Below are 22,137 nucleotides of genomic sequence, written 5' to 3' on the forward strand. Positions count from 1 at the left end.
ATTTAACGGCGACGCTCTCGTTTTTCGTATCCCATGCGCGGCCGGAAGCCTTCTGGTCGGCGCAACTGGGCCACGGCGTCTCCAACAACCAACCTAAAGCGTGGTTTCATCGGAGGCATTTGCATGACGGAAAACCAGCGAACTTCAGTGTTTTCGTCATCGCCGACGCGTGGGGTGTGGTCACCAACGACGACGCAGCGCATTGCGGTATCCATGTAGTGCGAAACATCCCCGTTGGGGTAGGTAACTGGTCCGACGGCACCTACGCCAAGAAGCGCTTCCACGGTGACATCAAGGCCAGTTTCTTCCTTAACTTCGCGTACAGCTGCACTGTGTGGTTGCTCGCCTGGATCGACGATTCCGGTCACTGGCGTCCATTCGCCATTATCGGCACGCTTAACAAGCAGTACTTCTGGAACAGCGGTAATCGGCGCTCCCTCTGGAACATCTTTAATGACAACGGCGGTAACTCCTGGTAAAAACAGTGGGTCGTTTCCGATTTTTTCGCGCAACTGAAGTACAAAATCCGGTGTTGGCATCGTTGAAAATAATCCTTATTGATAAAAGTTACTGGTGCTGAGCAGCATCAGAATCGTCAGTGGTGTTTGTTTCATTGTTCTGCCGCATCGCTGCTTCTTTTTTGATCTTTTCGGCGAACGCCTTGGGATCAAAGTCAGTGAAGTATTCCGGACCAGCAAATTGCTCTTGTGCCATGGCTGTCAGTCTAGCTATGAAAAATCCTCGCTTCATCCACGAGTGTGTCACACCATGGGATGGGGGCGAGGATTTTCGCATTAGCGCGCAGCGCTACTACGCATTCTTTGTATTTTCGATACTGGTAGCGATGAAATCTTTCACCACTGCTACATCATTGGGGAGATCCGTTACACGACGTTGCGCATCCATGATGTTGGCAAATCGCTCAGGAAGTTCCGGCTCGCGACCGGTGGCCTCACAGATAGTGTCAGCGAACTTCACCGGTAAAGCAGTTTCGAGACACACAATAGGAGAATCAATGTCGACAGCCCAATCGCGTGCTACTTTCACTCCGTCTGCGGTGTGCGGATCGATCATCATTCCGCGGTTTTCGTAGCAATCGGCGATGGTTGCTACACGGTCGGCGTGAGTAGATTTACCAGACACGAACCCGTAGCGGTTCGCAGCTTCCGCAAAGGCTGGGTCCTGCGCCAAGCTGAAACCACCTTGTTTGACGTGGGTGCCAAATAGATCAGCTACTCGGTTGGCATCTCGTCCGAGGAGATCAAATACAAAGCGTTCGAAGTTAGAAGCACGGGAAATATCCATCGATGGTGAGGATGTCTCGTAGGTATCTGCAGAGCTGCGCACGCGGTAATCGCCGGTGCGGAAGAATTCATCGAGCACGTCATTTTCGTTGGTTGCAACGATAAGGCGATCGATAGGAAGACCCATCTGTTTTGCAATATGTCCTGCACAGATATCACCAAAGTTTCCGGTTGGCACGCAGAAGCTCACTTTTTGGTCATTGCTATCGGTGACGCGAAGCCACGAAGAAATGTAGTACACAACTTGGGCCATGAGGCGCGCCCAGTTAATGGAGTTAACTGCGCCGATACGATAATTCTTCTTAAAATCTGGATCTGCCGATACGTCTTTCACTACATCTTGGCAGTCATCAAAGACACCATCGAGTGCGATATTAAAGATATTCGGATCGTCTAGACCAAACATCTGCGCCTGTTGGAACGGGGTCATGCGCCCCGCAGGGGTAAGCATAAAGACGCGAATACCCTTACGACCACGCATGGCGTATTCCGCGGATGATCCGGTATCACCGGAGGTGGCGCCGAGAATATTGAGGGATTCGCCTCGACGACCTAGCTCATACTCAAATAGTTCGCCGAGCAACTGCATTGCCATATCTTTAAAGGCTGCAGTGGGCCCCTCCGAAAGGTGGCCGATGTAAATGTTATTTTCCAGCTTGGTCACTGGAACGATGTCCTCGTCGGAAAACTTTGGCGTGGTGTACGCCCGCGCGGTGATCTTTTCAATATCCGTAGCTGGGATGTCGTCGATAAATAGCTTTAATACCTCAGCTGCGAGTGCCGCATATCCCTTGTCGTCTAACAACACGCGCCACTGATCCAGCAGCTCTGGGGTCAACTGTGGGTATTGCTCGGGCAGATATAGTCCGCCATCGGGAGCTAATCCACTAAGCAAGATATCGGTAAAACAAGCAGGTGTTGATGATGCGTCGCGCGTTGAAATATATTTCATCTCTCCTACCCTAGCGGTGACACCGCGCACACCACGACAATTGTGCCCACATATACCCCCATCCTGCAGGTTTTATTACCGTTGGCTCTCGACTGCAGAGAGACTCAGTGCGCCGCGGAACACCATTTTTGATAGCGTTATGGCTTACATATCGGATAGTAGGAAGTTTTATGCCGCAACCGTCTTCGTTTCCCCGTCGTTACGCCATCACCATTGCGGCACTGTGTGCCACAATTGCCTTGGTCATTGCAGGTTTTTGGGTAGGCGGTGCCGCATTGAGAAGCTCCTTGGACGATTCTTCGACGGCTAGTGGATCTTCAAATGCTCAGGCTTCTTCCAGATCCCAGCCTCCCAATAGCGCTGCGCCCACCTCTGTGGCAAAGACTGAGAAGCCCGACCCCTACCGCGACCTGAAAACTTTAAATTCTGGGGTATCCCCAGCCGGTTTGGGTACTTTTTCTATGACCGGACCGGCTCATATCGAGGCCGCTTCCTATGACTCAATGCCTTACGAGCTCCCACTTAACCCTGCCGGCCCACAGGCAACGATGGTGCGCTGGGTAGATGGTTGGGGCCAATCCCCTGCTACGGCTGAGCAGGGCACAACCTATGTATTAGGGCATGCGTGGGGGCAGCAACGTTTGGTTTTTAATCCAATCTCCGAAGTTGTTACTTCGAATGTGGATTTTGATAACCCCACGATTGTGCATGGCGTAGATGGAGTCGAGGTCACCCGCTATCATACAAGCGTGTTAGATGGCTCTGTTGTGACTATGACTGACGCTGATGGCAACGGCCGCGCATGGGAGGTCACAGGTGCTTACTTGGTCAACAAATACGAGGCTATCGATGACTCCGAGCTTGTCGACGATTCCATTCCAGGGCGCCTCGTCTTAATCGCATGCTCGGTCGATGGTTCTGTTGACCTTGAATACAACGTTATTGTGACCGGCCAACTGATCTAGTTGGTGCGGCGCGCGATGAGGGCGTCGATAAGCGACGTTAATGTTTGTTCTGCCCCACCGCTGCTCGTCGTTGACTCGTTACTTTGACGACGTCCCGATACCGAGCGACTAGCGGTGACACTCAGTACGCTTCCTTCCAACGTCAGCGGCGTATCCGCACCAGTCGATGTTGATTCAATGGCTGTCGCGAATGCATACAGCTCACCGACGGTGGCGTTACTGAGGTCAAGGCTTAGTTTCATGGACATGCTAAAAGCTCCTCTCAAAAGCTATTGGTAAATGTCCACCAGCTTAGAGAGGAACTTAGGAATCTCGCATCGGGGCAATCCCTGAATTATTTACAGGCCTTTACCCAAATCTGCGAAAACTTGGTGGTTGAAAACGAATGCATCGGTGGCCTCTTCCAGTAGATGCTCACGCTGCTCGTCACTGAGCTCCAAGTTATTGAGCTTTTCACGGTATTCGTCCTTGTATACCTTGAGCTTATCGATTCCCTCAAAGTGGTAGAAGCCTAGCGCTTCCGGATCTACACCATAGTGGCGCTGCATCATGCGTGCGATAACCTGCCCACCCGAGAGATCCCCGAGATAGCGCACGTAGTGGTGAGCAACCAGTGCTGGGCCGTCAACATTGTCGCGGATTTCTTCGAGCCGGTTGACGTAATCAATTACTGCTGGAGATGCTGTGATGCGTGAGCGCCACTCGCTGCCACCATTTAGCTTGTCCAAATCTTGAGCGAGAACATCGGCACGATTAAGCGCTGGGTCCAAGAGCGACTCGGCAAAGCCGCTCGACCGCACAGCGTCAGCCGCCTGCTCTAGTGCCGTGTAGAACAACCATGCTTGCTCCTGCAGACGAGTAAATTCCGCTACGCCCAGGCGACCTTCCAAAAGATCGCTCATGAATGTAGAGTGCTCAGCTTTTTCGTGAGCTTGCGCGGTGGACTGCTTGAGTTCTACGGCGAGTCCTGCGGTTGCGGTAGTCATAAAAGATGGAAACCTTTCGTGTGGACGCTTTCTGCGTTCTTGTCAATGCCCTAAAACTTACTTAGGTTAGGTTCCCCTCACATCAACCGGATGGTTGATTCTTGCCCACCTCAAGCGATCGACCAAACCAATCAACTATGAATAGTCATGCTCGATGCTATCGACACCCCAAAACACCTCCTCGACAACCTGTCGTGCACGGCGAGTGACCTTCAAATAGTGATCAAGGTACTGCTGCGAATCCGAAGGTTCCCAACCAGCCGCACCCGCCACCGCTGCAAGTTGGGTGCCCTGCTGCGGCAGCTGATCCACGCGTTTGCCACGCACCAGCACAATGGCGTTTCGTGCCCGCGTTGCCGTCAGCCACGCTTGGCGTAACACCTCAACTTTCTCCGGTTCGATCACAGCGTGCTTTTCAATCACATCGAGACTGTCCAACGTGGACGGGTTATGGAGATCCGGAAACTCGTGAGCATGCATCATGGTCAGTAACTGAACAGTCCATTCAACATCCGTCAACGCACCACGCCCAAGCTTGGTATGGGTATTGCGATCAGCACCACGCGGCAACCGCTCGTTATCGACGCGCGCCTTCATCCGCCGGACTTCCCTAATAACCTTCTGACTCACACCAGATTCGGGATAGCGCAGCGACTCAATCATCTCGAGGAATCGAGCGCCAAGTTCCGGATCACCGGCGATAAAATCAGCCCGTAAAAGCGCTTGAATTTCCCACACTTCGCCCCAGCGCTCGTAGTACTGCTTATAGGACTCGAGCGTGCGCACCACCGCGCCCGAACGCCCCTCGGGACGCAATCCCAAATCCACATCGAGTGGCGGATCACCGCTGGGCTTGGCAAGACGCGATCGCATCGAATCACACACTCCAATAGCCCATTTCACCGCGGCTTCATCCGATACGCCCTCGTTTGGTTCGCATACGAACATCACATCAGCGTCGGAACCATAGCCGAGTTCCGAACCACCTAAGCGTCCCATACCGATAACAGCAATGCGCGCTGGTGGTACCGAATTTTTATCCCCTGTCGAGCCGATTAACGCGGCTCGAATTTCGGCTTGCAAACCGGCTTCCAATACCGCATCCCACACATACGATAGTCGGCGGCAGACTTGTTGCACGCTGAGCATTTGCAACAAATCCGCACTGGCGATTCGTGCCAATTCGGCACGACGAAGGGACCTAGCAACTGCAATAGCAGCATCCGGATCATCGTGACGCGCCGCAGCTGCCACGATAGATTTTGTCACGCGGTCTTCGGAAGTTTCTAGAAGTTTCGGACGCGTGGCGCCGTCGCCAAGCTGTTTCACAATATCCGGCGCGGAGATAATCAAATCGGCGGTGTACGGAGAATTACCCAAAATCCGCATGAGACGCTGGCCGACGACTCCCTCATCGCGCAGCATCCGCAAAAACCACCTGCGATCATAGGCTGCCTCAGAAAGCTTGCGATAGTTCAAAAGGCCCGCATCAGGTTCTGCAGTCTCAGAGAGCCACTCCATAAGCGTGGGCAAAAGCATCGCTTGAATTTTGGCCTTTCGGCTGCCGCCTGCCGCTAATGCATGAAGGTGGTCCATGGCACGGTCTGGGAAAACATAGCCCAACGCAGCGAGCTGAAGCTTTGCAGCTGCTGGCGAAAGCTTCAAGGTTCCCACCGAAATATTGACGACGGAATCGAGCAATGGCCGGTAGAACAGCTTTCGGTGCAAGCTCGATATATGAAGGCGCGCAGTTTTCAACGTCGCATTCATCTCATCGGTAGCACTCGCCAATTTGGAGGTTTTAAACCCTGCTGCTCGCGCCAGCCAACGCAGTTGCTTGGTTTTCGTTGCCTCCGGCATCGTGTGGGTGCGCTTTACCTTTTGCAGCTGCAAGCGGTGTTCCAGCAATCGAAGAAACTCATAGGCACGAATAAGCTCAGCACCGTCTTCGCGTCCAACGTATCCGCCCTCAATAAGCGCGTTAAGAGCGTCAATCGTCGAAAGCGTACGCAAGGATTCATCGGATCGCCCATGAACAAGCTGCAGAAGCTGCACTGCGAATTCCACATCGCGCAGCCCTCCCTCGCCGAGTTTAAGTTCGAGGTTTTTCAGTTTGGCTGGAACGTTTTCCAACACCCGGCGCCGCATGCGCTGCACGTTGTCTACAAAAGACTCACGCTGGCTTGCTTCCCACACCATCGGCTGGATTTTCTCGCTATACGCTTGACCTAACGGCATGTAGCCGGTCATGGGACGGTGTTTGAGCAAGGCTTGAAACTCCCATGTTTCAGCCCATCTCTTGTAATACACAACATGCGAGTCGAGAGTGCGTACCAGCACCCCATGCTTGCCTTCTGGGCGAAGCGCTGCATCGACCTCGAAGAAACACGCACAACCAATGCGAATAAACTCTCCCGCTAGCCGAATAGCTTTAGGAGTTACCGGCTCAGCAGCAAAGATGACATCCACATCCGAAATGTAATTAAGTTCCTGAGCACCGCATTTACCCATCGCCATGATGGCCAGATGCGTGTCCACTTCACCTTCTGGATACACATGCGCCACGGCGACGGCCAGTGCCGCCGTCAACGCAGCATCAGCCAGATCAGCTAGCGCCTTGGTCACAGTAACAAATGGAACCTCCGGTAATCCGGTGCGATGAATGTCTTCAGGATAGGTGCCGGCAAGATCAGCTGCTGCAATCCTCAGCAACAACGAGCGATAGGTTGTTTTTAGTGCAACTTCTGCACGATCCCCAGTAAGTTCAGCACGGTACGTACCAGGCGTAGATAAATCAGTGTTCGCGGTATCGTCCGCACTGAGATCAGCACCAAAGGAAAATTCCGAATCTGAGTCCGAGCCCTGCGGTTGCTGGGACTCTACAGAGAAACGTGCAGGTGCGGCACCGACGGAACCGAGCATGAGCCGAAACATCTCCTGCCTCGTCGGCATCGGCCGTTGCAATTCCGGCCATGTATGCGGATGCGCCACAATGTGGTCACCCAGCGCCGAGGATGCTCCAAGGAGAGAAAACAGTTTTACTCGTAGCTCGGGGTCAGTGCGAAGTGCATTATGTAGTTGCCCTTGCTGTTGTTCCCCCAATGCTTCCATCAATCGGATGAGGGTGTTTAGTGCTAAGTCCGGATCCGCAGTTCCGCTGAGGTGCCACAGGATATCGACGGCTTGTTCTGGGGCGTCGACTGCTTTGTCTGGATCATTGGAATGCCACCCTAACCAGCACAGATCTTTTTCTGCGTTGGCGTTGCTAAAGCCCAAGGCTCCGATAGATGGAAGTGTTTTTCGCATGTGGTGGTACTCCGAGTTTTGTCACCGATGAAAACGAGCGTGGCAATGTATTAATTGTCGAGGTTATGGCGCAATTCCCATGGGGTAATTTGCTGTTGGTAGTCGTGCCATTCGCGCCATTTGTTACGAAGGAAGTATTCAAAGACGTGCTCGCCAAGAATATCGGCTACTAATTCGCTGCGCTCCATTTCGCGTAGCGCTTGATCCAGACTGGTTGGTAGGTCTTTGTATCCCATGGCGAGGCGCTCGCGGCGTGTGAGGGAGCTGATGTCTTCTTCGGCCGCGTCTGGGATCTCATAGCCTTCGCGGATACCTTTAAGACCTGCGCCTAGCAACACAGAAAATGCCAAATATGGGTTGCAGGCGGAATCAGGTGAGCGTACTTCCACGCGACGCGACTCTGCTTTGGCTAGCCGGTAGGTAGGAACGCGAATGAGTGCTGACCGGTTCGAGGCACCCCATGTTGCTGCAGTTGGCGCTTCGTTGCCAAAAAGGATGCGCTTGTAGGAGTTGGTCCACTGGTTGGTCACAGCGGAGATCTCATTGGCGTGGTGAATAATGCCCGCGATGAATCGTTTTGCGGTCACGGACAGCCCGTATTCATCGTCTGGGTCATGGAATGCATTGATGTCACCTTCGAACAAGGACATGTGCGTGTGCATCGCGGATCCAGCGTGATCTCTAAATGGTTTGGGCATGAAGGTTGCACCAATGTTGTTGTCGATAGCGACTTGTTTCATCAGATGTTTAAAGGTGATGATCGAGTCCGCCATGGTCAAAACATCGGCGTGCCGCAAGTCGATCTCCTGCTGTCCCGGCGCGGTTTCGTGGTGGGAGAATTCCACAGGGATTCCCATGCGGTCTAGGGCAAGCATGGCTTCACGACGGAACATGGGGGCGTCGTTTTGGCTTGCTTGATCGAAGTACCCGCCGTTGTCTGTTGGTACTGGCGGCAGGCCGTTCGTGCGAAGATTTTGGACGAGGAAAAATTCGATTTCTGGGGATACGACGCAGTGGAATCCCTCGTCAGCGGCGAGTTGTACTTGTTTGCGAAGTACTTGTCGTGGGTCCGAGTTGGAGGGTTGGCCGTCGGGGTTGAGAATATCGCAGAACATTCGTGCCGAGCGCATCGTGGGGTCAGAGTTGAGGCTCGGCAGCATTTGGAAGGTGGAGGGATCAGGAAGCGCGATGGTGTCTGCTTCTGAGATTCGGGAGAATCCTTCGATCGCGGAGCCGTCGAACCCGATGCCTTCTTCAAAGGCTGATTCGAGCTCTGCGGGGGCGACTGCTACTGATTTGAGAAACCCGAGGATGTCTGTGAACCAAAGTCGGACAAAGCGGACGTCTCGTTCTTCAATTTCTTGTAGCACGAATTCTTGTTGGGAGTTCATATCTCCTACGATACTTTCTGCTTGTGACATCGTGCGGTCGCTCCATTGTTTTCGCAGTATATAGGTTCTTTTGGGTGGGAGTTGCGTGGTTATTTTCAATTTTTGTTATCGCGTGTCATAACAAACTGGTAGAACTCATGTCATGGGATTACAGCGCCAGTTGGAAGTAGAAGCGAAATACTCGGTTGACGCTACGGCAGCGGCGCCGGATATAAGTTCAGTTCCGGGTATCGCTGAAGTGACTACGCCAGAAGTTGTTCGGTTGTCTGCTACGTATTTTGATACGGAGGATTTGCGGCTTTCACGTGCCAAAATTGCGTTACGACGCCGCACCGGTGGTCACGATGAAGGCTGGCATATTAAGGCTTCGACTCCGCAGGGGCGGAGGGAAACGCATGCTCCGTTGAGCGAGGATGTACCGCCTGAGTTGTTACAGGAGGTCCGCGCGATTATACGAAATAGTCCACTGATTGCGGTGGCACGCGTGGATAATGAGCGGCATCTTTCTTTTGCTTCTGACGCCGAAGGCCGTGTGCTTCTTGAGCTTTGCGACGATCACGTGCATTCCGTTTCGTATCTGGAAAAGGGTACGGAGCAGCGGTGGCGTGAGTGGGAAATCGAGGCTACGGCTTGTGCGCAACAATTAGGCCAAGCAAATAGTTTATTAGAGGCTGCCGACTCGGTGGTTCGTGCGCAAGGCGCGACAGATCCGCAGAACGGCTCCAAATTACAAAGTGCATTAGGAGACTCGGCGTTATATGCTCCGTTGCCTCCTCAACCTGCAGTTGTTGATTCTTCAAGCCCTGCATTCCCGGTACTGGCTTCTTTGCAACGTGATAGTGCTGCGCTTATTCAATGGGACCCCCGTGTTCGTCGTGATGAGCCCGATGCGGTTCATCAAATGCGTGTGATAACCCGCCAGTTGCGCAGTAATCTGCACACTTTTAGAGAGTTTTTTGCTCCGCATTCCACAGAAAATCTAGAAGCCAAACTGAAAGAGTTGGCAGCCGTTCTTGGGAATGCGCGAGATTGCGAAGTAGTCCAAGCTCGATTCCGGTTCATTGCCGATGATCTTGCTGCTTCGTTATTGGATGAATCAACGAGATCTTTCCTCCATCATGGTTTAGATGCTGACTATGCCAAAGCGCATCGCAGGATTAATTTAGCGCTCAATGATCAACGCTATTTTGATCTTTTAAACGACGTCGATAGCTTCCTAGCTCATCCTCCGCTAGTCGCTTGTACCAAGAGCACCGATTCGAGTTTTCCTGCATTAGTGGACAGCCTTGATGAGGCTTATGCAACAATGCACCGCCGATATTCCAAGGCCGCTCCGTGCTACAAAGATGTGGAAAAATCCTTGCCTGAATACGAGGAAGCATTCCATGATCTGCGTAAATCTGTTAAAAAATTCCGCTATGCTATCGAGGCGATTGGCGCCTCTACCCCATTAGCAACAAAGAAACTTGTTCGCGCTTGTAAAAAACTACAAACAGACCTCGGTGAGTTCCAAGACACTGCGACGTCTCGGGTGATGATCCATAAGGCAGCACGCAATGCCGAGCTACGTGGAGTATCTAGCTTCGGGCTCGGCATCGTCTACTCATATGAGTATCAACGCGCTCTGGTTCATCTGCGTGCAGCTAAGAAAAGCTACAAAGAAGTGGACCAAGAGTATAAGAACCTTCAAAAGAAAGTCAGTAAACAGCTCAAGAAAGGCAAGAAAAAGAAGAAGTGATCGGGTGATTTAATCCCACTCGTCGTCTTTTTCGTCCTCCGTATCTGCGGCTTTATTGCGTGCTTCAGCTATGTCGAGAGCATGTCGGGCTTCTTCTGCGGAGGCGTATGGGCCCATCCGATTGCTAAAGCTTGATGCTTTTCCTCGTTCAACTTCTCCGGTTTCGATGTTAAAAAACCATTGGGTATCTGTGTTGGACATAGCGCATATCCTCCTACGTGGTGATGGTAAGTTCTTTCTGCCAGAATGCCAGCACTGTGTCGTATCTCGCTACCCCAGTGCGCACCGAAGTGCTGAAAGCACTAGAGTATTCACAGCACATCTGTGCGCTTAGATCTTGTTCACGTTTTATAAGGAGCTCCCGCGCAATGTTTAAGAGGCAACACACCGACGCCGACGTTCTCGAGCACGCTGTGTCTGCTTCTGCTCCAGCGACGTGGCCGTTGATTGGTGAACATACCGATCATGCTGGTGGCGTTGTATTGATGAGCACTGCCCAGTTGCGTACTCGTGTTGAGGCCACCACTCGTGCAGACGATATTGTGGCGGTAGATTACTGCAGCGCCGATCCCGACATGCCAGTCCAGCAGTCCACTATCTCGTTGAGTGATGTTTTCGAATGGCAAAACAGCCTCAGCGGTGATCACGAACCTTTGGAATCGCCAAGTGATCCTAGCCCTGCGCTCACTGTGGCTGTGCTGATTTACTATATGGTGCATCGCCAATTGTTATCCCGTGATACCCACGGTTTTAATGTAACCGTAACCAACGCGATTCCTGAAGATGCAGGTTTGGGAGATCAAGAGGCTCTTATCATGGCTGCCGCATTGGCATTTGCTCATGACTATGAGGATGTTCATACCGCCCCCATCAAAGCAAAGTTTGCAGATGTGTGTTTCCAAGCGTCTCAAGCGGCAACCGGTAGGCCACACGTACGTGCCCGCTTCGATTCCGCGCTTCGTGGTTTGGCAAGCGACCTCAACATTGTTGATTATTCCGATGGTTCGGTCACTCATTTCCCGCACCCACTCAATACCCAATCAGACTATGCGGCGTTTGTTGTCATCCCTCCTGTGACCGCGGAACAAACCGCAGAAGTGGAACGTCGACAAACATTTATCACTGCGGCCGAAAAAGCCTTCGGTGCTGACTCCCTCCGCGCTCTTCCCGAAGCTCGAGAACGCGTCATCGAATGGCTTCAGGCGGTTCATGAAGTCTGTGGAACCGACAATGTTCCCACGATCACTGAAGCTGCCAACTGGTTGGAGTTTATGGAAACCGAAACTCAAGCAGCAATCAACGCAGCTCAAGCAATCAAATCGCGCCGCCACGCGGCCTGCTTCGACATCGTTTCGGAATCACAGCGCAATCTTGAAAGCCTCTATGCCATCACCTCAACCGATGCCATGCTTAGCCAGCTCTGTCTTTCTCGCGGAGCAGTCAGCGCCCGCAGCACCGAGGCCGGAATTTGTTGTGCTGTCGCTGCAATCGTACCGCTACACCATGCCGAAAACTTTGCTGCGGATTTACGGGCAGACGGCCTCAACGTCGTTGAACTGCAATCCGGCCATGCCGCTGACATCAACGGCGAAATAATTTAGCAGCCTAGTCTGCAGGCCATGCGCACCGCACGCTACGGGTACTGGGATCTGCTTCGATCACAGTAACGTCGACTTGTTTTCCCCGTGGCGCAGCGCCTACGCATGCAGCGATCACAGGTGGGTTTTCTATAAAAACTCGGCAGGAATTATTTTTCTGGCTGCTATCGATCACGACCGCCGAAAAATTGTGTCCTACCCATGGCTGCAAAACAGTTGCTTCTGTAAGATCCAGGCATGCTCGATCCACAGTACTAGCAGTCACGCTGCTGGAGCGCATGGTTTGCACAACTGCATCAAGATTTCTGGTTACCCATTCTGGGACGGGCGTGTTGTTAGAAATCGACAGACAGATCTCGGTGGCATAGCGGTCGATCAAACGCCGCAATGGTGCGGTGACATGTGTGTAGTAGCCGCCTACTCCGGCATGTTGATGCGCTGGCCCTTCTCCCACAATTTCGTAGTCTGCACCACGAAGTAGTTTTTGGGCCTCTCGCATGAGTGCTAAGAACCGTGGTTCGCTCATATCGACCTCATTGAGATCACAATCCGCTGGGTAGCCCAAGGAAACTGCAGCCGAGCGGAAGGCGTCAAGAGCTGATTGTTCAGGGGCATCAAGAGTGCGCAATACTCCATTTGCGGCGGCGACCATCATTTCTGCAGCACACATTCCAGCAAGCAACGAGAGCTCAGAGTTGTAGTCCATACTGCTCAGCCGCTCTTCGATATCGAGTTCTGCTGCGCCGTCTCGAATTTCCACTGTTTGGCTGGGCATTCGCAAATTGATCGCTTGCGCACGGCTTTTCGTAGCAGCACGGAGTCGACCAACCTCAGGAAGCAACGCAATAGAGGGGTGCAGCGTACCGGCAGCGATACCGCGTTCTACTTCTTGATAGTTCAATCGCTGCACGCTGTGGATAAGGCAGCGCGCAACCTCAACGCCTACGACTTCGCCGGCATGGTCAAGATTGATCGTCCACACGACCGCTGGACGGTCGCAGTCTGGTAGCAAACTCGCACGGTCTTCGGATAGTTCGGCAGGGTGCAGCCGAGCAGGCTTATCGGGAAGATAAATTGTTTGTCCTCTACGCAAGGATTCGTCTGCCACCGCGCGAGGTGCATCAAATTCTACGAAAGCAGCAACGTCAGCAATCGCATAATAGACGGTGTAGCCATCGTTACGGTTCGTGATCACTACTGCCTGATCCAGATCCATGGAACCGGCAGGATCGATGGTGACAAACTCGTAGTCGCGCATGTCGATGCGTTGACCCGCGAATTGATCGTCGAGTTCGCGGGCTACAGAAATCACATCACTGGGAAATTCAGTACTGATATGAAATTCTTCGGCGATAGTGGAGAAATCCAAGGGGTGCGCATAGAGTTTCATTTCACCATTTTGCCACGAAATCTAGTTCAGCCACACCAGAAGCACTATAAGGATGCCTGGAGAAAATAGTGCAGCCATGGCGATGCTGCCCAGCACCGCAACTGCCATGACAAAAACGAAAAGCCAAGCGGCATAGTACTGAAAAGACATCGATGCCAAGAGAGCACAAAAGACAGTGGTCAATACGACAAGGAGGAAAGCCCGCACCCACGGTAGCGCCACTTCTCGAGAGGACTTATCGCGTAACGTTTGCCCTGCACCATAACGCTGAAATGCCATATCCCCCATTGAATGCCAAGAAGCAGTACTCCCGGAACAGCGAAAACCAAGAGATACGATCCCCATGATTTAGGCTGAAATCCATCAGGTTGCCCGTTGGCTCCGAAATGAACCGGCATGGGATCTGACACAAAGCCGTATCTGCCAATAGCAATACTGATAACGATGAGGGTTATCAACGTTGCTGCCATGTCCCCCAGAGTATAAAAACGAATGAGCCAGCCTATAAGCCGGATTCTGTACTCACCCCCGACAAGCGGAGATCAGCGGCGATCATCCATCTGGACGAAACCATCGCTGGCCGCCTCAAGCAGCTACCCACGAACTCAGGCGAGCAGCCTTCAAGCGTTCGTGCAGACATACCGTTGTAGCAACGGTACGCCCTAATGCCTTGCTCCCAGTGGGGTTTACCTAGCCGAGATAGTCGCCTACCTCGCTGGTGCGCTCTTACCGCACCGTTTCACCCTTACCTAGAAAATCCTAGGCGGTTTACTTTCTGTTGCACTTGCCCGCGGGTCACCCCGGGTTGTTGTTAACAATCACCGCGCTCTGTGGAGTCCGGACTTTCCTCGTCCTTGCGCCATCATGTTCATCGCATGTGGTACGCAAAGTCGCGATCGCCCAGCCGGCTCATTCGCGCGGTTTACTCTACCCCCATCGCACGCTTAGGCGCTACTTCTTCATTGTGAGCAGGGCGCCAGCGATAGCAAACAGCCACGAATCCTTAGCTAGCGGCAGACCGCTTTGCGACGGACGAATGCCATCTTTTTCCGTGTTGGATTCTTCGCCGAAGTACATGCTCAACAGACCCGAGGAGAAGGTGCCCAACATTAATCCAGCTAGTTTGTTGGGAACGACTGGAAGGAGCAATGAGGCGCCAATGCCAATCTCGGAAGCAGAAATAACCTTGGCGAACAGCTGTGGATCGATGTTTTTTACAGCAGGGATACCGCTGACTGCCATACCGTGGATGTATTCTGCGCCTTCTTTTGGCAAATTCATCTTGCCAATGCCGGTGTTGAGAATAAAGGCACCCGCAATGCCTCGAAGGAACATGCTTGCAATCTTGTTGTCAGCCATGATGACAACCTTTCACGTTTTCTAGGAAGTTGGTTGGTTGCCATAATACTCAACCATGTTGACTTGTCAACATGGTTGAGTTCTTTTTTATCGCCTACCCGTAGAGATAATGCGTATCGTTCACACTTCGCACGCATGTCGGTCCATCGGAATAAAACTCAGCGACCGAAATCGACGCCAAATCCAAATGCATACGATGAAACATCGAGGCCGAGGCGTCCAAGGCTTGACGCAAAATGGATTTAATCGGCGTCACATGACTGACTACTACAATGGTTTTACCAGCATATTCGCGTTCTAATTCTTCACGAACTTTCTTCACCCTACGGTGCACCTGCTGTAAAGATTCTCCACCAGGTGGTGCGGTCCGCGGATCATCTAACCACGCACTATGAAGTTCTGGATCAGTCTCGTGCGCTTGAGAAAACGACAGTCCATCCCACTGACCAAAATCCATTTCAATCAGGCCATCAACAGTACGCACTGGCATACCACCCAATTGTTGAGAGACTTCATGCGCGGTCTGCTGGCAGCGTTGCAAAGGCGACGCCACGATCGCATCGATTCCACCACGATGGCCGATAAACGCCGCAGCCCGACGCGCCTGTTCAAGGCCAACGCTGGTGAGCTCGGGGTTACTTCTGCCGCTATATTGGCGAGCCGCCGACATCGCCGTTTGACCGTGGCGAAGCAAAACGAATCGCGTCGCCTGCGTGGTCGCACCATTCCACACCGCAGGAGATGTTCCGGTTTCAACGGTCTTTTCTTCGGGAGAGCTCTCCGCCACAGGTTCTTCTTTATCAAGGAAACCAACCTCGGCACCCTCAGCAAGAGCATCCATAGCCTCATTAGCAAGAGCGTCCGCACGAGAATTCTCGCTACGCGGAATCCACTCATAGCTTACGGAGCCTATCGAGGAAGCGATCTTTTTACATTCCAGCGCCAGCTCTTTCATGTCTGGGTGCTTGATCTTCCAACGCCCCGACATTTGCTCAACCACCAGCTTGGAATCCATCCGCACTGCTACTTCGGTGGCTCCGAGCTCCGCTGCTCCACGCAACCCATTAAGTAGACCGTGATACTCCGCTACGTTATTAGTGGCTTTACCCACAACGTAAGCGTATTCCTTAAGAACTTGGGAGCGATCGGCATTGTAGATAAGCGTGCCAGATCCAGCGATTCCGGGGTTTCCTCGGGAACCGCCGTCTGCCTCGATAATGACCTTCATTAATCTCCTTGACGTACCAAGTAGCTTCCGCAGTCTGGGCATTGTGGCAACAGGTTCATCGGTGCACGTCGAATAATGGCAATATCTGCCGGCGGCAAGATGATAAAGCACCCACCACAGCTGCGGTTATTAAACGAGGCTACGCCAACTTCGTTTTCATCGCGCTGTTCATCAAATTGAGCTACCACGTCGCTTGGCAATTCCAAGCGAAGAGCTTCAATGCGCTCATGTCGATCAACGGCGGTAGTATCCTCGCCCAAGGCATCCACGGCAGCACGGGCTTTGTCGATAAGCACCTCAGTATCAGCGACACGTTGCTGGTTAAGATCGCGGTTGTTACGCAACGCATGGATCTCATTGTGCGCTTCTTGCAATTCGCTCATGAGATCCGCAATACGCGACTTAGCAGCATAAATGTCGTGCTTGATGTCGCGTCGTTTTTCTTCATCCACTTCCGCGGTGAGCTGGCGCTTACCTTCTGCTTCACGACGCCGCAATTTGCGCTCGTCTTCTTGAACACGACGGATCTCAAGCTCCATGTCATCAACGGCAACGTTGGCTGCTGTAAGCGCACGTCGATTACCCTCTTGCTCTACAAGCAGTCGATCGAGCTCCTTGCGCTCATCGCTGACCTTGGGAGCTACCCCCGAGTTCTCGGCCCGCGTGAGCGTTGCAAGCTCCAGCAAAAGGGGTTGTAGGTGGCGATCCAGCTTCATCAGACTTCCTCATCTTCACGTAATCGTGCGGGCCTCATTGTTGAGTTTTCCTGTTGCATACTAGTCCCACCCACGTGGTTTAACGAAGTTGCGGATGCGTAGAAATATTCCATGGATCCGTGCGAAGAGTAGCAACTTCGACATCGAGCTGCGCAAACTCGTGAGCAAGAAGTTCTTGAACTTGATAAGTCCACGGGAACTCGCTCGCCCAGTGCGCAGTATCGATAAGCAACGGACCATGCGCACGTCGCGACTCATCAGCAGGATGGTGGCGTAGATCGGATGTGACATAGACGTCAACACCCAACGCTGCTACCGCATCGAGAAAAGAATCGCCAGAGCCAGAAGACACTGCAACCGTTTGCACCATCTGCTCGGGATCGCCCGCAGCCCTGATACCCCATGATGTCTCCGGAAGCGCATTGGCCACCTGCTGCACAAAATCACCAAAACGCATTGGCTCAGGCAAGAACCCTACACGACCGAGCCCTTCAGCTGTGTCGAGATCTTGAGTAGGCTGCATACTCACCACATCAAATGCTGGTTCTTCATAGGGATGAGCAGTGCGGATAGCGTCGATAAGCTTGCTTCGTAGGCGTGCTGGTGCAACAAACTCCACGCGTAGTTCCTCCGTGCGTTCGAGTTGTCCGCACTGCCCAACGGCAGGTTCTGCATCTTGGTTGGGAAGAAATTGCCCAGTTCCTTTCCACTCAAAACTGCACTGGGAATAATCCCCAATAGCGCCTGCCCCTACCTCAAACACCGCATCTTTTACGCGCTGCACAGCAGATTCCGGCACATAAATTCCCCATTTATCAAGCCCTTTGAGAATGGGTTTAACAGGTCGACCTGGGGTAATCCCCACGAGCTCAGCTAGCTTGTCATTAACACCAGGACGTGCAGAATCGGCATTGGTGTGTGCAGCAAACAGCGCCACTCCGCCAGTAATCAGCGTATGAATAACTTTGCCTTTAGGTGTGTCAGCTGCAACAGAGCTGACACCGCGCAACAGCAAAGGGTGATGCACGATCAACATGTCGGCACCTATCTCTACTGCTTTGTCCGCAACGTCTTGGGTGCAGTCGAGTGCAAGCATCACCTTGGATACTTGTGCACTGGGATCACCGCAGATAAGTCCTACCGCATCCCACGATTCTGCTAGGTGCGGTGGATATGCGTTATCCATTACTTTTCGTACATCTGCAACTGTGGTCATTGTTCTCCGATAATTGTGTCGATTGCGGCTACTAGCCGTTGTACTTGGTCTTGGGGGCGCACAGCAAGACGCCAATAGGAAAAATCGAGTCCTGGGAAAGTATCACAACGCCGAACAGCGATTCCTTGAGCTTTTAACGCCATTCGTAGCTCTTCCGGTTGCATGCTAGGTGGTCGTACCAAAATGTACGGTGCTTGTGAATTGCTCATGCACTGGAAACCTCGCTGAGCCAGCATCGCCATCATTTCTGTGCGCTGAGCAATTACCTCTGCCCGGCGCGTTGGTAACTCGGTGATGCCGGTATCAAAGACTGCGTCGATTGCTTGGAGTTGCAATGTACCCATGGGCCAGTGACGTCGATACGTGTTTAAGCGCGCAAGTGTTTCCGGACGGGCAATGCCATAACCTACTCGAAGCCCCGCGATTGACCAGGTTTTTGTCAGGCTACGGAAGATGATGAGTTCGCCTTCCACTGCGTCAAGCTGGTCGATCATAGAGTACTGTTCACCGACGATGTCGAGGAAGGCTTCGTCGATAACCACGGTGCGCCCTGGTGCACATAATTGAGCAAGTAGTTCTTTGCTGTGCACTACTCCTGTGGGGTTAGTGGGGTTACCGATAACCACGAGGTCTGCGTTGTCGGGGATATTTTCAGGGGAAAGCTCAAATGGGGGCGCCAAGATGCAGCGATGAACGGGGACGTGGGCGTCGGTTAAGACGATGTCTGGTTCGCTAAAACCTGGATGGATAATTACCGCGTTTTCAGGTTTTAATTGCGGCAGCATGGCAAAGCCTTCTGATACTCCCGACAGTACGAGTACGTGGTCTTCACCCACTCCGTGATACTGGGCAATCGTAGCGGTCGCTGCTGCTAGATCACTGGAATGCGGATAGGCGGCGAGCTCAGTTACTGCAGTTTGGAGACGCTGGACAAGCCATGCGGGTGGTTGGGTTTCGGTGACGTTGACAGCAAAGTCAAGACGGGCTCCAAAGGCGTCGTCGTCGCCGTGAATCCTAGAAAGTGACACTGCGTTGATTTTAGTGGGAGACTACAGTGTGTGGGAACTCTATTGATCGATGTTGACGGGACTGTGGTCGATTCCTATCCCGGCATCCGCGAGGCTTTTATTCACTCGATGACAACGGTGGGTCTTCCGATTCCGGAGGAATCGTGGCTACGTCGTATCCCTGGCCCACCGATGGCAGAAACCATGCGTGCACTTGGACAATCCGATTCAGTTACAGCAGCCGCATTGGCATGTTTTAGGCAGCAATACGATCAGATTTCTTGGCGTAACTCTGAGCTTTTCGACGGCTGGCATGCGGCTCTCAGAGAATGGCGATCTCAAGGTATTCGGTTGTTTACTGCAACGAGCAAAAATGAGCAATTGGCACGACTCACCCTTGAGTACTTAGGCGTTGCCGACATGTTTGACTTCATTGGTGGTGCAGACCCTAAGGTTGGGCGCGAGACTAAAGCAGACGTTATTGCGCATGTACTAGCTGCTACTGAGACTTCTGAGTACTCCCCTATTTTGATGATCGGTGATCGTAGCCATGACACCGAGGGCGCTGCAGCTTTTGGGATTCCCACGCTGCTAGTCGAATGGGGCTATGGCAACGAACAAGAATGGTCCCACGCGGATTATCATGCACGTAATATGGCGGAGGCGAAAGGAATCGTACGTGGCTTCTTCAACTGATAACCCCAGTAACCCAACTTTTGTGATCACTTTTGTATGCACTGGCAATATTTGTCGTTCTCCAATGGCCGAGGTGATCTGCACGAGTGCTCTAGAAGACGAGGGGTTAAACCACGCTATTCGCGCTAACTCCTGCGGTACCGGTGGGTGGCATGTAGGCCAAGGTGCTGATTCTCGAGCAATCGACGAACTGCGCGCCTCAGGTTACGATGGCACGCATCACCGCGCAAGCCAACTCGGTGAACAACATAGGAGTTCTGATCTGCTCATTGCGTTGGATTCTTCTCATCGCAATGCCTTGTTGCGTATGGGCTATCCGGCAGAAAAGGTGCGATTATTACAGTCTTTTAATCCGGATTCTCATACTCCTGACGTTGCGGATCCTTACTATGGCACCGCCGCTGATTTTAAAACCACCCGCCGTGACATCGAGGCAGCTATGCCAGGTCTGATGGCGTGGCTTCAGGAGGCCATTCATGCCTAGGACGCACACAACTGCTACCGGCTGGAAGGTGTTTCTTACCCCAGGGTGGGTTCTCACCGCGGTACTTGCTGTTGCTTTTTCTTATTTTGCTATCACGGTATTGTCTCCGTGGCAGCTGGGTAAAGACCACGCCATCGTGGAGCGTAACGAGAAAATTGATGACGCTTTCAAATCTGATCCTGCCTCATATCAGTCGGTCTACGATGCGCAGGGACGTATTAAAGACGGCCAAGAATGGATGCGGGTTTCACTTAAAGGGCGTTTCGACGCACACAATGAAGTGCTTCTGCGCATGCGCCCTGTGGAAGGCACCCCCGCGTATCAGTCGTTAGTTCCGTTTACTCTTGAAAGCGGTGAAACCCTGCTGATCAATCGTGGCTTTGTTCCAGGTGATGCCGCCAATGTGCCGGAGTTAGCAGCTGTTCCTACTGGAACGGTCACGATCGTGGCGCATGCGCGTGCCAACGAAGGCATGCCTGCCAGCGCTCCTATGACTGCTCATGGTTACCAGCAGGTCTACGGCATTAACACCACACAAATTGGTGAGATCACGCATACACCTCTTGGCACTGATTTTGCGCAGCTTTCGCAAGACCAACCTGGTGTGCTCAATGCTATGCCTATCCCACAGCTCGACCGTGGCAATCACCTTTCCTACGGCCTTCAGTGGATTGCGTTTGGAATTATGGCGCCTCTTGGAGTTGCTTATTTTGTGTGGGCTGAAATTCGTGAGCGTCGCCGCAGCCGAGAGGAAGAAGAGCACATGGCCCAGCTTGCCGCAGCGGCTGAACCGGAAACTCCAGAAGATCGAGTGGCAACAAAAATGCGTAACCGTTACGGTAACTCACGGCATAATCAGTAGCGTTGCCACAGCATCAGTCCGGCGACAGCAACCGTCGCCGCAGCTTGTACGCCGCGCGATAACCGAACTGCCTGACGTATCGTCGCCACGCTTGGCGACGGGCCGGCACCTAGTGTCGGCCGTTTTTCTATGCCATAGGAGTAGCGAGTCTCGCCGCCTAATGCGACCCCCAGCGCAGCAGCTGCCGTCGCTTCCACTGGCCCTGCGTTCGGGCTCGGGTGATGGGGGGCGTCGAAACGCCAAGCACGTAGAGCAGCACGACCACGCCCCTTGATGACTGCCGCACCCACATGCGCTACCGCAGTCAGCCGTGCTGGCACCCACGCCATGGCGTCATCAAGTTTGGCAGCAGCCCACCCAAATTCAGAATAACGGTCGTTTTTGTACCCAACCATTGCGTCAAGAGTGTTGACACAACGATGTGCCACTACCCCACCAGCACCTAACGCCGCCCACACGATGGGGGCAATCGTAGAGTCCGACGTGTTTTCTGCCAATGATTCAACGGTGGCCCGTACAATGCCGGATTCATCCAAATACTTCGGATCGCGCGAACACAACCACGGCACCAGATCCCTCGCAGCTTCTATATCGTCGCATTCTAAGGCACGTGCCATCCGGATTCCGGTGTTTTCCAGTGTGCTGCCACCAATAGCAGCCACCAAGCTTGCAGCTAAAGCCGCATTGGGATATTTCTTGCTTATCATCACAGCGGCAGCGGTCGGTGGCGCCACAGTGACGGCAACGTAGATCGCACCACGAAGCTTCGATGGCGCATAGATTTTCTTTTCCACCCACGTAGCCCATCGGCCAAACACTGCAACGGGATGCAGCGATCCCCCTGGATCGCCAACAATACGATCGAGTACAACTCCGGATACGAGACCTGCGAGCATAACCACTCTTCCTAATACGAAGAGCACCTCCCCACAGTGTGTG

General features: G+C 52.9%; 23 protein-coding genes and 1 other RNA gene. 6 read left to right on the forward strand and 18 right to left on the reverse strand.

Going from position 1 to position 22,137, the window contains the following annotated elements; genetic code table 11:
• Nucleotides 1-2 precede the first annotated feature (2 nt).
• The 3 genes from CIP100161_RS08365 to thrC all read right to left on the reverse strand — a co-directional run bounded on the left by CIP100161_RS08365 (nucleotide 3) and on the right by thrC (nucleotide 2,256).
• Entirely contained in the window at nucleotides 3-539 is a 537-nt protein-coding gene (locus tag CIP100161_RS08365; protein WP_155873536.1) for an NUDIX hydrolase, read from the reverse strand.
• 28 nt (nucleotides 540-567) lie between these two features.
• Nucleotides 568-714, reverse strand: coding sequence for a hypothetical protein (locus CIP100161_RS08370; RefSeq protein WP_166443162.1), 147 nt, complete (start codon nucleotides 712-714; stop codon nucleotides 568-570).
• Nucleotides 715-810: 96 nt separating this feature from the next.
• Nucleotides 811-2,256: a threonine synthase gene (gene thrC / locus CIP100161_RS08375; protein ID WP_155873538.1), complete on the reverse strand. Its 1,446-nt coding sequence runs from the start codon at nucleotides 2,254-2,256 to the stop codon at nucleotides 811-813.
• Nucleotides 2,257-2,426: 170 nt separating this feature from the next.
• On the opposite strand from thrC, the gene CIP100161_RS08380 reads away from it, so the two are divergent.
• On the forward strand, nucleotides 2,427-3,221 hold the full coding sequence (locus CIP100161_RS08380) for a sortase family protein (RefSeq protein WP_155873540.1): 795 nt from the start codon (nucleotides 2,427-2,429) through the stop codon (nucleotides 3,219-3,221).
• Here the strand turns inward: CIP100161_RS08380 and CIP100161_RS08385 are convergent.
• The 4 genes from CIP100161_RS08385 to CIP100161_RS08400 all read right to left on the reverse strand — a co-directional run bounded on the left by CIP100161_RS08385 (nucleotide 3,218) and on the right by CIP100161_RS08400 (nucleotide 8,904).
• On the reverse strand, nucleotides 3,218-3,487 hold the full coding sequence (locus tag CIP100161_RS08385) for a hypothetical protein (protein WP_155873542.1): 270 nt from the start codon (nucleotides 3,485-3,487) through the stop codon (nucleotides 3,218-3,220). The genes CIP100161_RS08380 and CIP100161_RS08385 overlap by 4 nt on opposite strands.
• Before the next feature lie 72 nt (nucleotides 3,488-3,559).
• Nucleotides 3,560-4,207: a biliverdin-producing heme oxygenase gene (locus CIP100161_RS08390; RefSeq protein WP_155873544.1), complete on the reverse strand. Its 648-nt coding sequence runs from the start codon at nucleotides 4,205-4,207 to the stop codon at nucleotides 3,560-3,562.
• A 135-nt stretch (nucleotides 4,208-4,342) separates the two neighbouring features.
• The gene (locus CIP100161_RS08395; protein ID WP_155873546.1) at nucleotides 4,343-7,513 is read right to left on the reverse strand and encodes a bifunctional [glutamine synthetase] adenylyltransferase/[glutamine synthetase]-adenylyl-L-tyrosine phosphorylase; all 3,171 of its coding nucleotides are present in this window, start codon (nucleotides 7,511-7,513) and stop codon (nucleotides 4,343-4,345) included.
• A gap of 50 nt (nucleotides 7,514-7,563) precedes the next feature.
• Complete coding sequence (locus tag CIP100161_RS08400; protein WP_155874567.1) at nucleotides 7,564-8,904, reverse strand: glutamine synthetase family protein; 1,341 nt, start codon at nucleotides 8,902-8,904, stop codon at nucleotides 7,564-7,566.
• Nucleotides 8,905-9,046: 142 nt separating this feature from the next.
• Here CIP100161_RS08400 and CIP100161_RS08405 point away from each other — a divergent pair, with 142 nt between their 5' ends.
• Entirely contained in the window at nucleotides 9,047-10,642 is a 1,596-nt protein-coding gene (locus tag CIP100161_RS08405) for a CYTH and CHAD domain-containing protein (protein ID WP_155873548.1), read from the forward strand.
• 9 nt (nucleotides 10,643-10,651) lie between these two features.
• On the opposite strand, the gene CIP100161_RS08410 is transcribed toward CIP100161_RS08405, so the two are convergent.
• Complete coding sequence (locus tag CIP100161_RS08410; RefSeq protein WP_155873550.1) at nucleotides 10,652-10,843, reverse strand: hypothetical protein; 192 nt, start codon at nucleotides 10,841-10,843, stop codon at nucleotides 10,652-10,654.
• Nucleotides 10,844-11,010: 167 nt separating this feature from the next.
• Between CIP100161_RS08410 and CIP100161_RS08415 the strand changes: the two genes are divergently transcribed.
• Nucleotides 11,011-12,243: a galactokinase family protein gene (locus CIP100161_RS08415; RefSeq protein WP_155873552.1), complete on the forward strand. Its 1,233-nt coding sequence runs from the start codon at nucleotides 11,011-11,013 to the stop codon at nucleotides 12,241-12,243.
• A gap of 4 nt (nucleotides 12,244-12,247) precedes the next feature.
• Here the strand turns inward: CIP100161_RS08415 and CIP100161_RS08420 are convergent, their stop codons facing one another.
• The 9 genes from CIP100161_RS08420 to cobC all read right to left on the reverse strand — a co-directional run bounded on the left by CIP100161_RS08420 (nucleotide 12,248) and on the right by cobC (nucleotide 19,177).
• The gene (locus CIP100161_RS08420; RefSeq protein WP_155873554.1) at nucleotides 12,248-13,630 is read right to left on the reverse strand and encodes an RNB domain-containing ribonuclease; all 1,383 of its coding nucleotides are present in this window, start codon (nucleotides 13,628-13,630) and stop codon (nucleotides 12,248-12,250) included.
• Between the two features lie 21 nt (nucleotides 13,631-13,651).
• The gene (locus tag CIP100161_RS12180) at nucleotides 13,652-13,909 is read right to left on the reverse strand and encodes a hypothetical protein (protein ID WP_232053208.1); all 258 of its coding nucleotides are present in this window, start codon (nucleotides 13,907-13,909) and stop codon (nucleotides 13,652-13,654) included.
• A complete protein-coding gene (locus CIP100161_RS12185) occupies nucleotides 13,810-14,100 on the reverse strand; it encodes a DUF1648 domain-containing protein (RefSeq protein WP_332068167.1) in 291 nt (96 codons plus the stop codon). Before CIP100161_RS12185 ends, CIP100161_RS12180 begins: the two co-directional genes overlap by 100 nt.
• 19 nt (nucleotides 14,101-14,119) lie before the next feature.
• Nucleotides 14,120-14,542, reverse strand: an RNA gene (gene rnpB, locus CIP100161_RS08430) — RNase P RNA component class A.
• A gap of 39 nt (nucleotides 14,543-14,581) precedes the next feature.
• Complete coding sequence (locus CIP100161_RS08435) at nucleotides 14,582-14,989, reverse strand: hypothetical protein (RefSeq protein ID WP_155873556.1); 408 nt, start codon at nucleotides 14,987-14,989, stop codon at nucleotides 14,582-14,584.
• Between the two features lie 94 nt (nucleotides 14,990-15,083).
• Nucleotides 15,084-16,217 (reverse strand): bifunctional RNase H/acid phosphatase, encoded by a 1,134-nt coding sequence (locus CIP100161_RS08440; RefSeq protein ID WP_155873558.1) that lies wholly within the window; start codon nucleotides 16,215-16,217, stop codon nucleotides 15,084-15,086.
• Nucleotides 16,217-16,933, reverse strand: coding sequence for a zinc ribbon domain-containing protein (locus tag CIP100161_RS08445; RefSeq protein WP_155873560.1), 717 nt, complete (start codon nucleotides 16,931-16,933; stop codon nucleotides 16,217-16,219). Before CIP100161_RS08445 ends, CIP100161_RS08440 begins: the two co-directional genes overlap by 1 nt.
• Nucleotides 16,934-17,012: 79 nt before the next feature.
• Nucleotides 17,013-18,149, reverse strand: a complete 1,137-nt coding sequence (locus CIP100161_RS08450; protein ID WP_155873562.1) for a Nif3-like dinuclear metal center hexameric protein — start codon at nucleotides 18,147-18,149, stop codon at nucleotides 17,013-17,015.
• Entirely contained in the window at nucleotides 18,146-19,177 is a 1,032-nt protein-coding gene (cobC, locus tag CIP100161_RS08455) for an Rv2231c family pyridoxal phosphate-dependent protein CobC (protein WP_155873564.1), read from the reverse strand. Before cobC ends, CIP100161_RS08450 begins: the two co-directional genes overlap by 4 nt.
• 30 nt (nucleotides 19,178-19,207) lie before the next feature.
• On the opposite strand from cobC, the gene CIP100161_RS08460 reads away from it, so the two are divergent.
• From CIP100161_RS08460 to CIP100161_RS08470, 3 genes are read left to right on the forward strand one after another with little or no spacing between them, the layout of a single operon-like run.
• Nucleotides 19,208-19,852, forward strand: a complete 645-nt coding sequence (locus tag CIP100161_RS08460; RefSeq protein WP_155873566.1) for an HAD-IA family hydrolase — start codon at nucleotides 19,208-19,210, stop codon at nucleotides 19,850-19,852.
• Entirely contained in the window at nucleotides 19,836-20,336 is a 501-nt protein-coding gene (locus CIP100161_RS08465; RefSeq protein ID WP_155873568.1) for a low molecular weight protein-tyrosine-phosphatase, read from the forward strand. Before CIP100161_RS08460 ends, CIP100161_RS08465 begins: the two co-directional genes overlap by 17 nt.
• Nucleotides 20,329-21,198, forward strand: a complete 870-nt coding sequence (locus CIP100161_RS08470; RefSeq protein ID WP_155873570.1) for an SURF1 family cytochrome oxidase biogenesis protein — start codon at nucleotides 20,329-20,331, stop codon at nucleotides 21,196-21,198. The genes CIP100161_RS08465 and CIP100161_RS08470 overlap by 8 nt, the downstream gene beginning before the upstream one ends.
• Here CIP100161_RS08470 and cbiB read toward each other — a convergent pair.
• Nucleotides 21,192-22,094, reverse strand: a complete 903-nt coding sequence (gene cbiB, locus CIP100161_RS08475; RefSeq protein WP_155873572.1) for an adenosylcobinamide-phosphate synthase CbiB — start codon at nucleotides 22,092-22,094, stop codon at nucleotides 21,192-21,194. The two genes, CIP100161_RS08470 and cbiB, sit on opposite strands and share 7 nt — an antisense overlap.
• Nucleotides 22,095-22,137: the final 43 nt, after the last annotated feature.

It is taken from the genome of Corynebacterium rouxii, from assembly GCF_902702935.1.
Classification (GTDB): Bacteria; Actinomycetota; Actinomycetes; order Mycobacteriales; family Mycobacteriaceae; genus Corynebacterium; species Corynebacterium rouxii.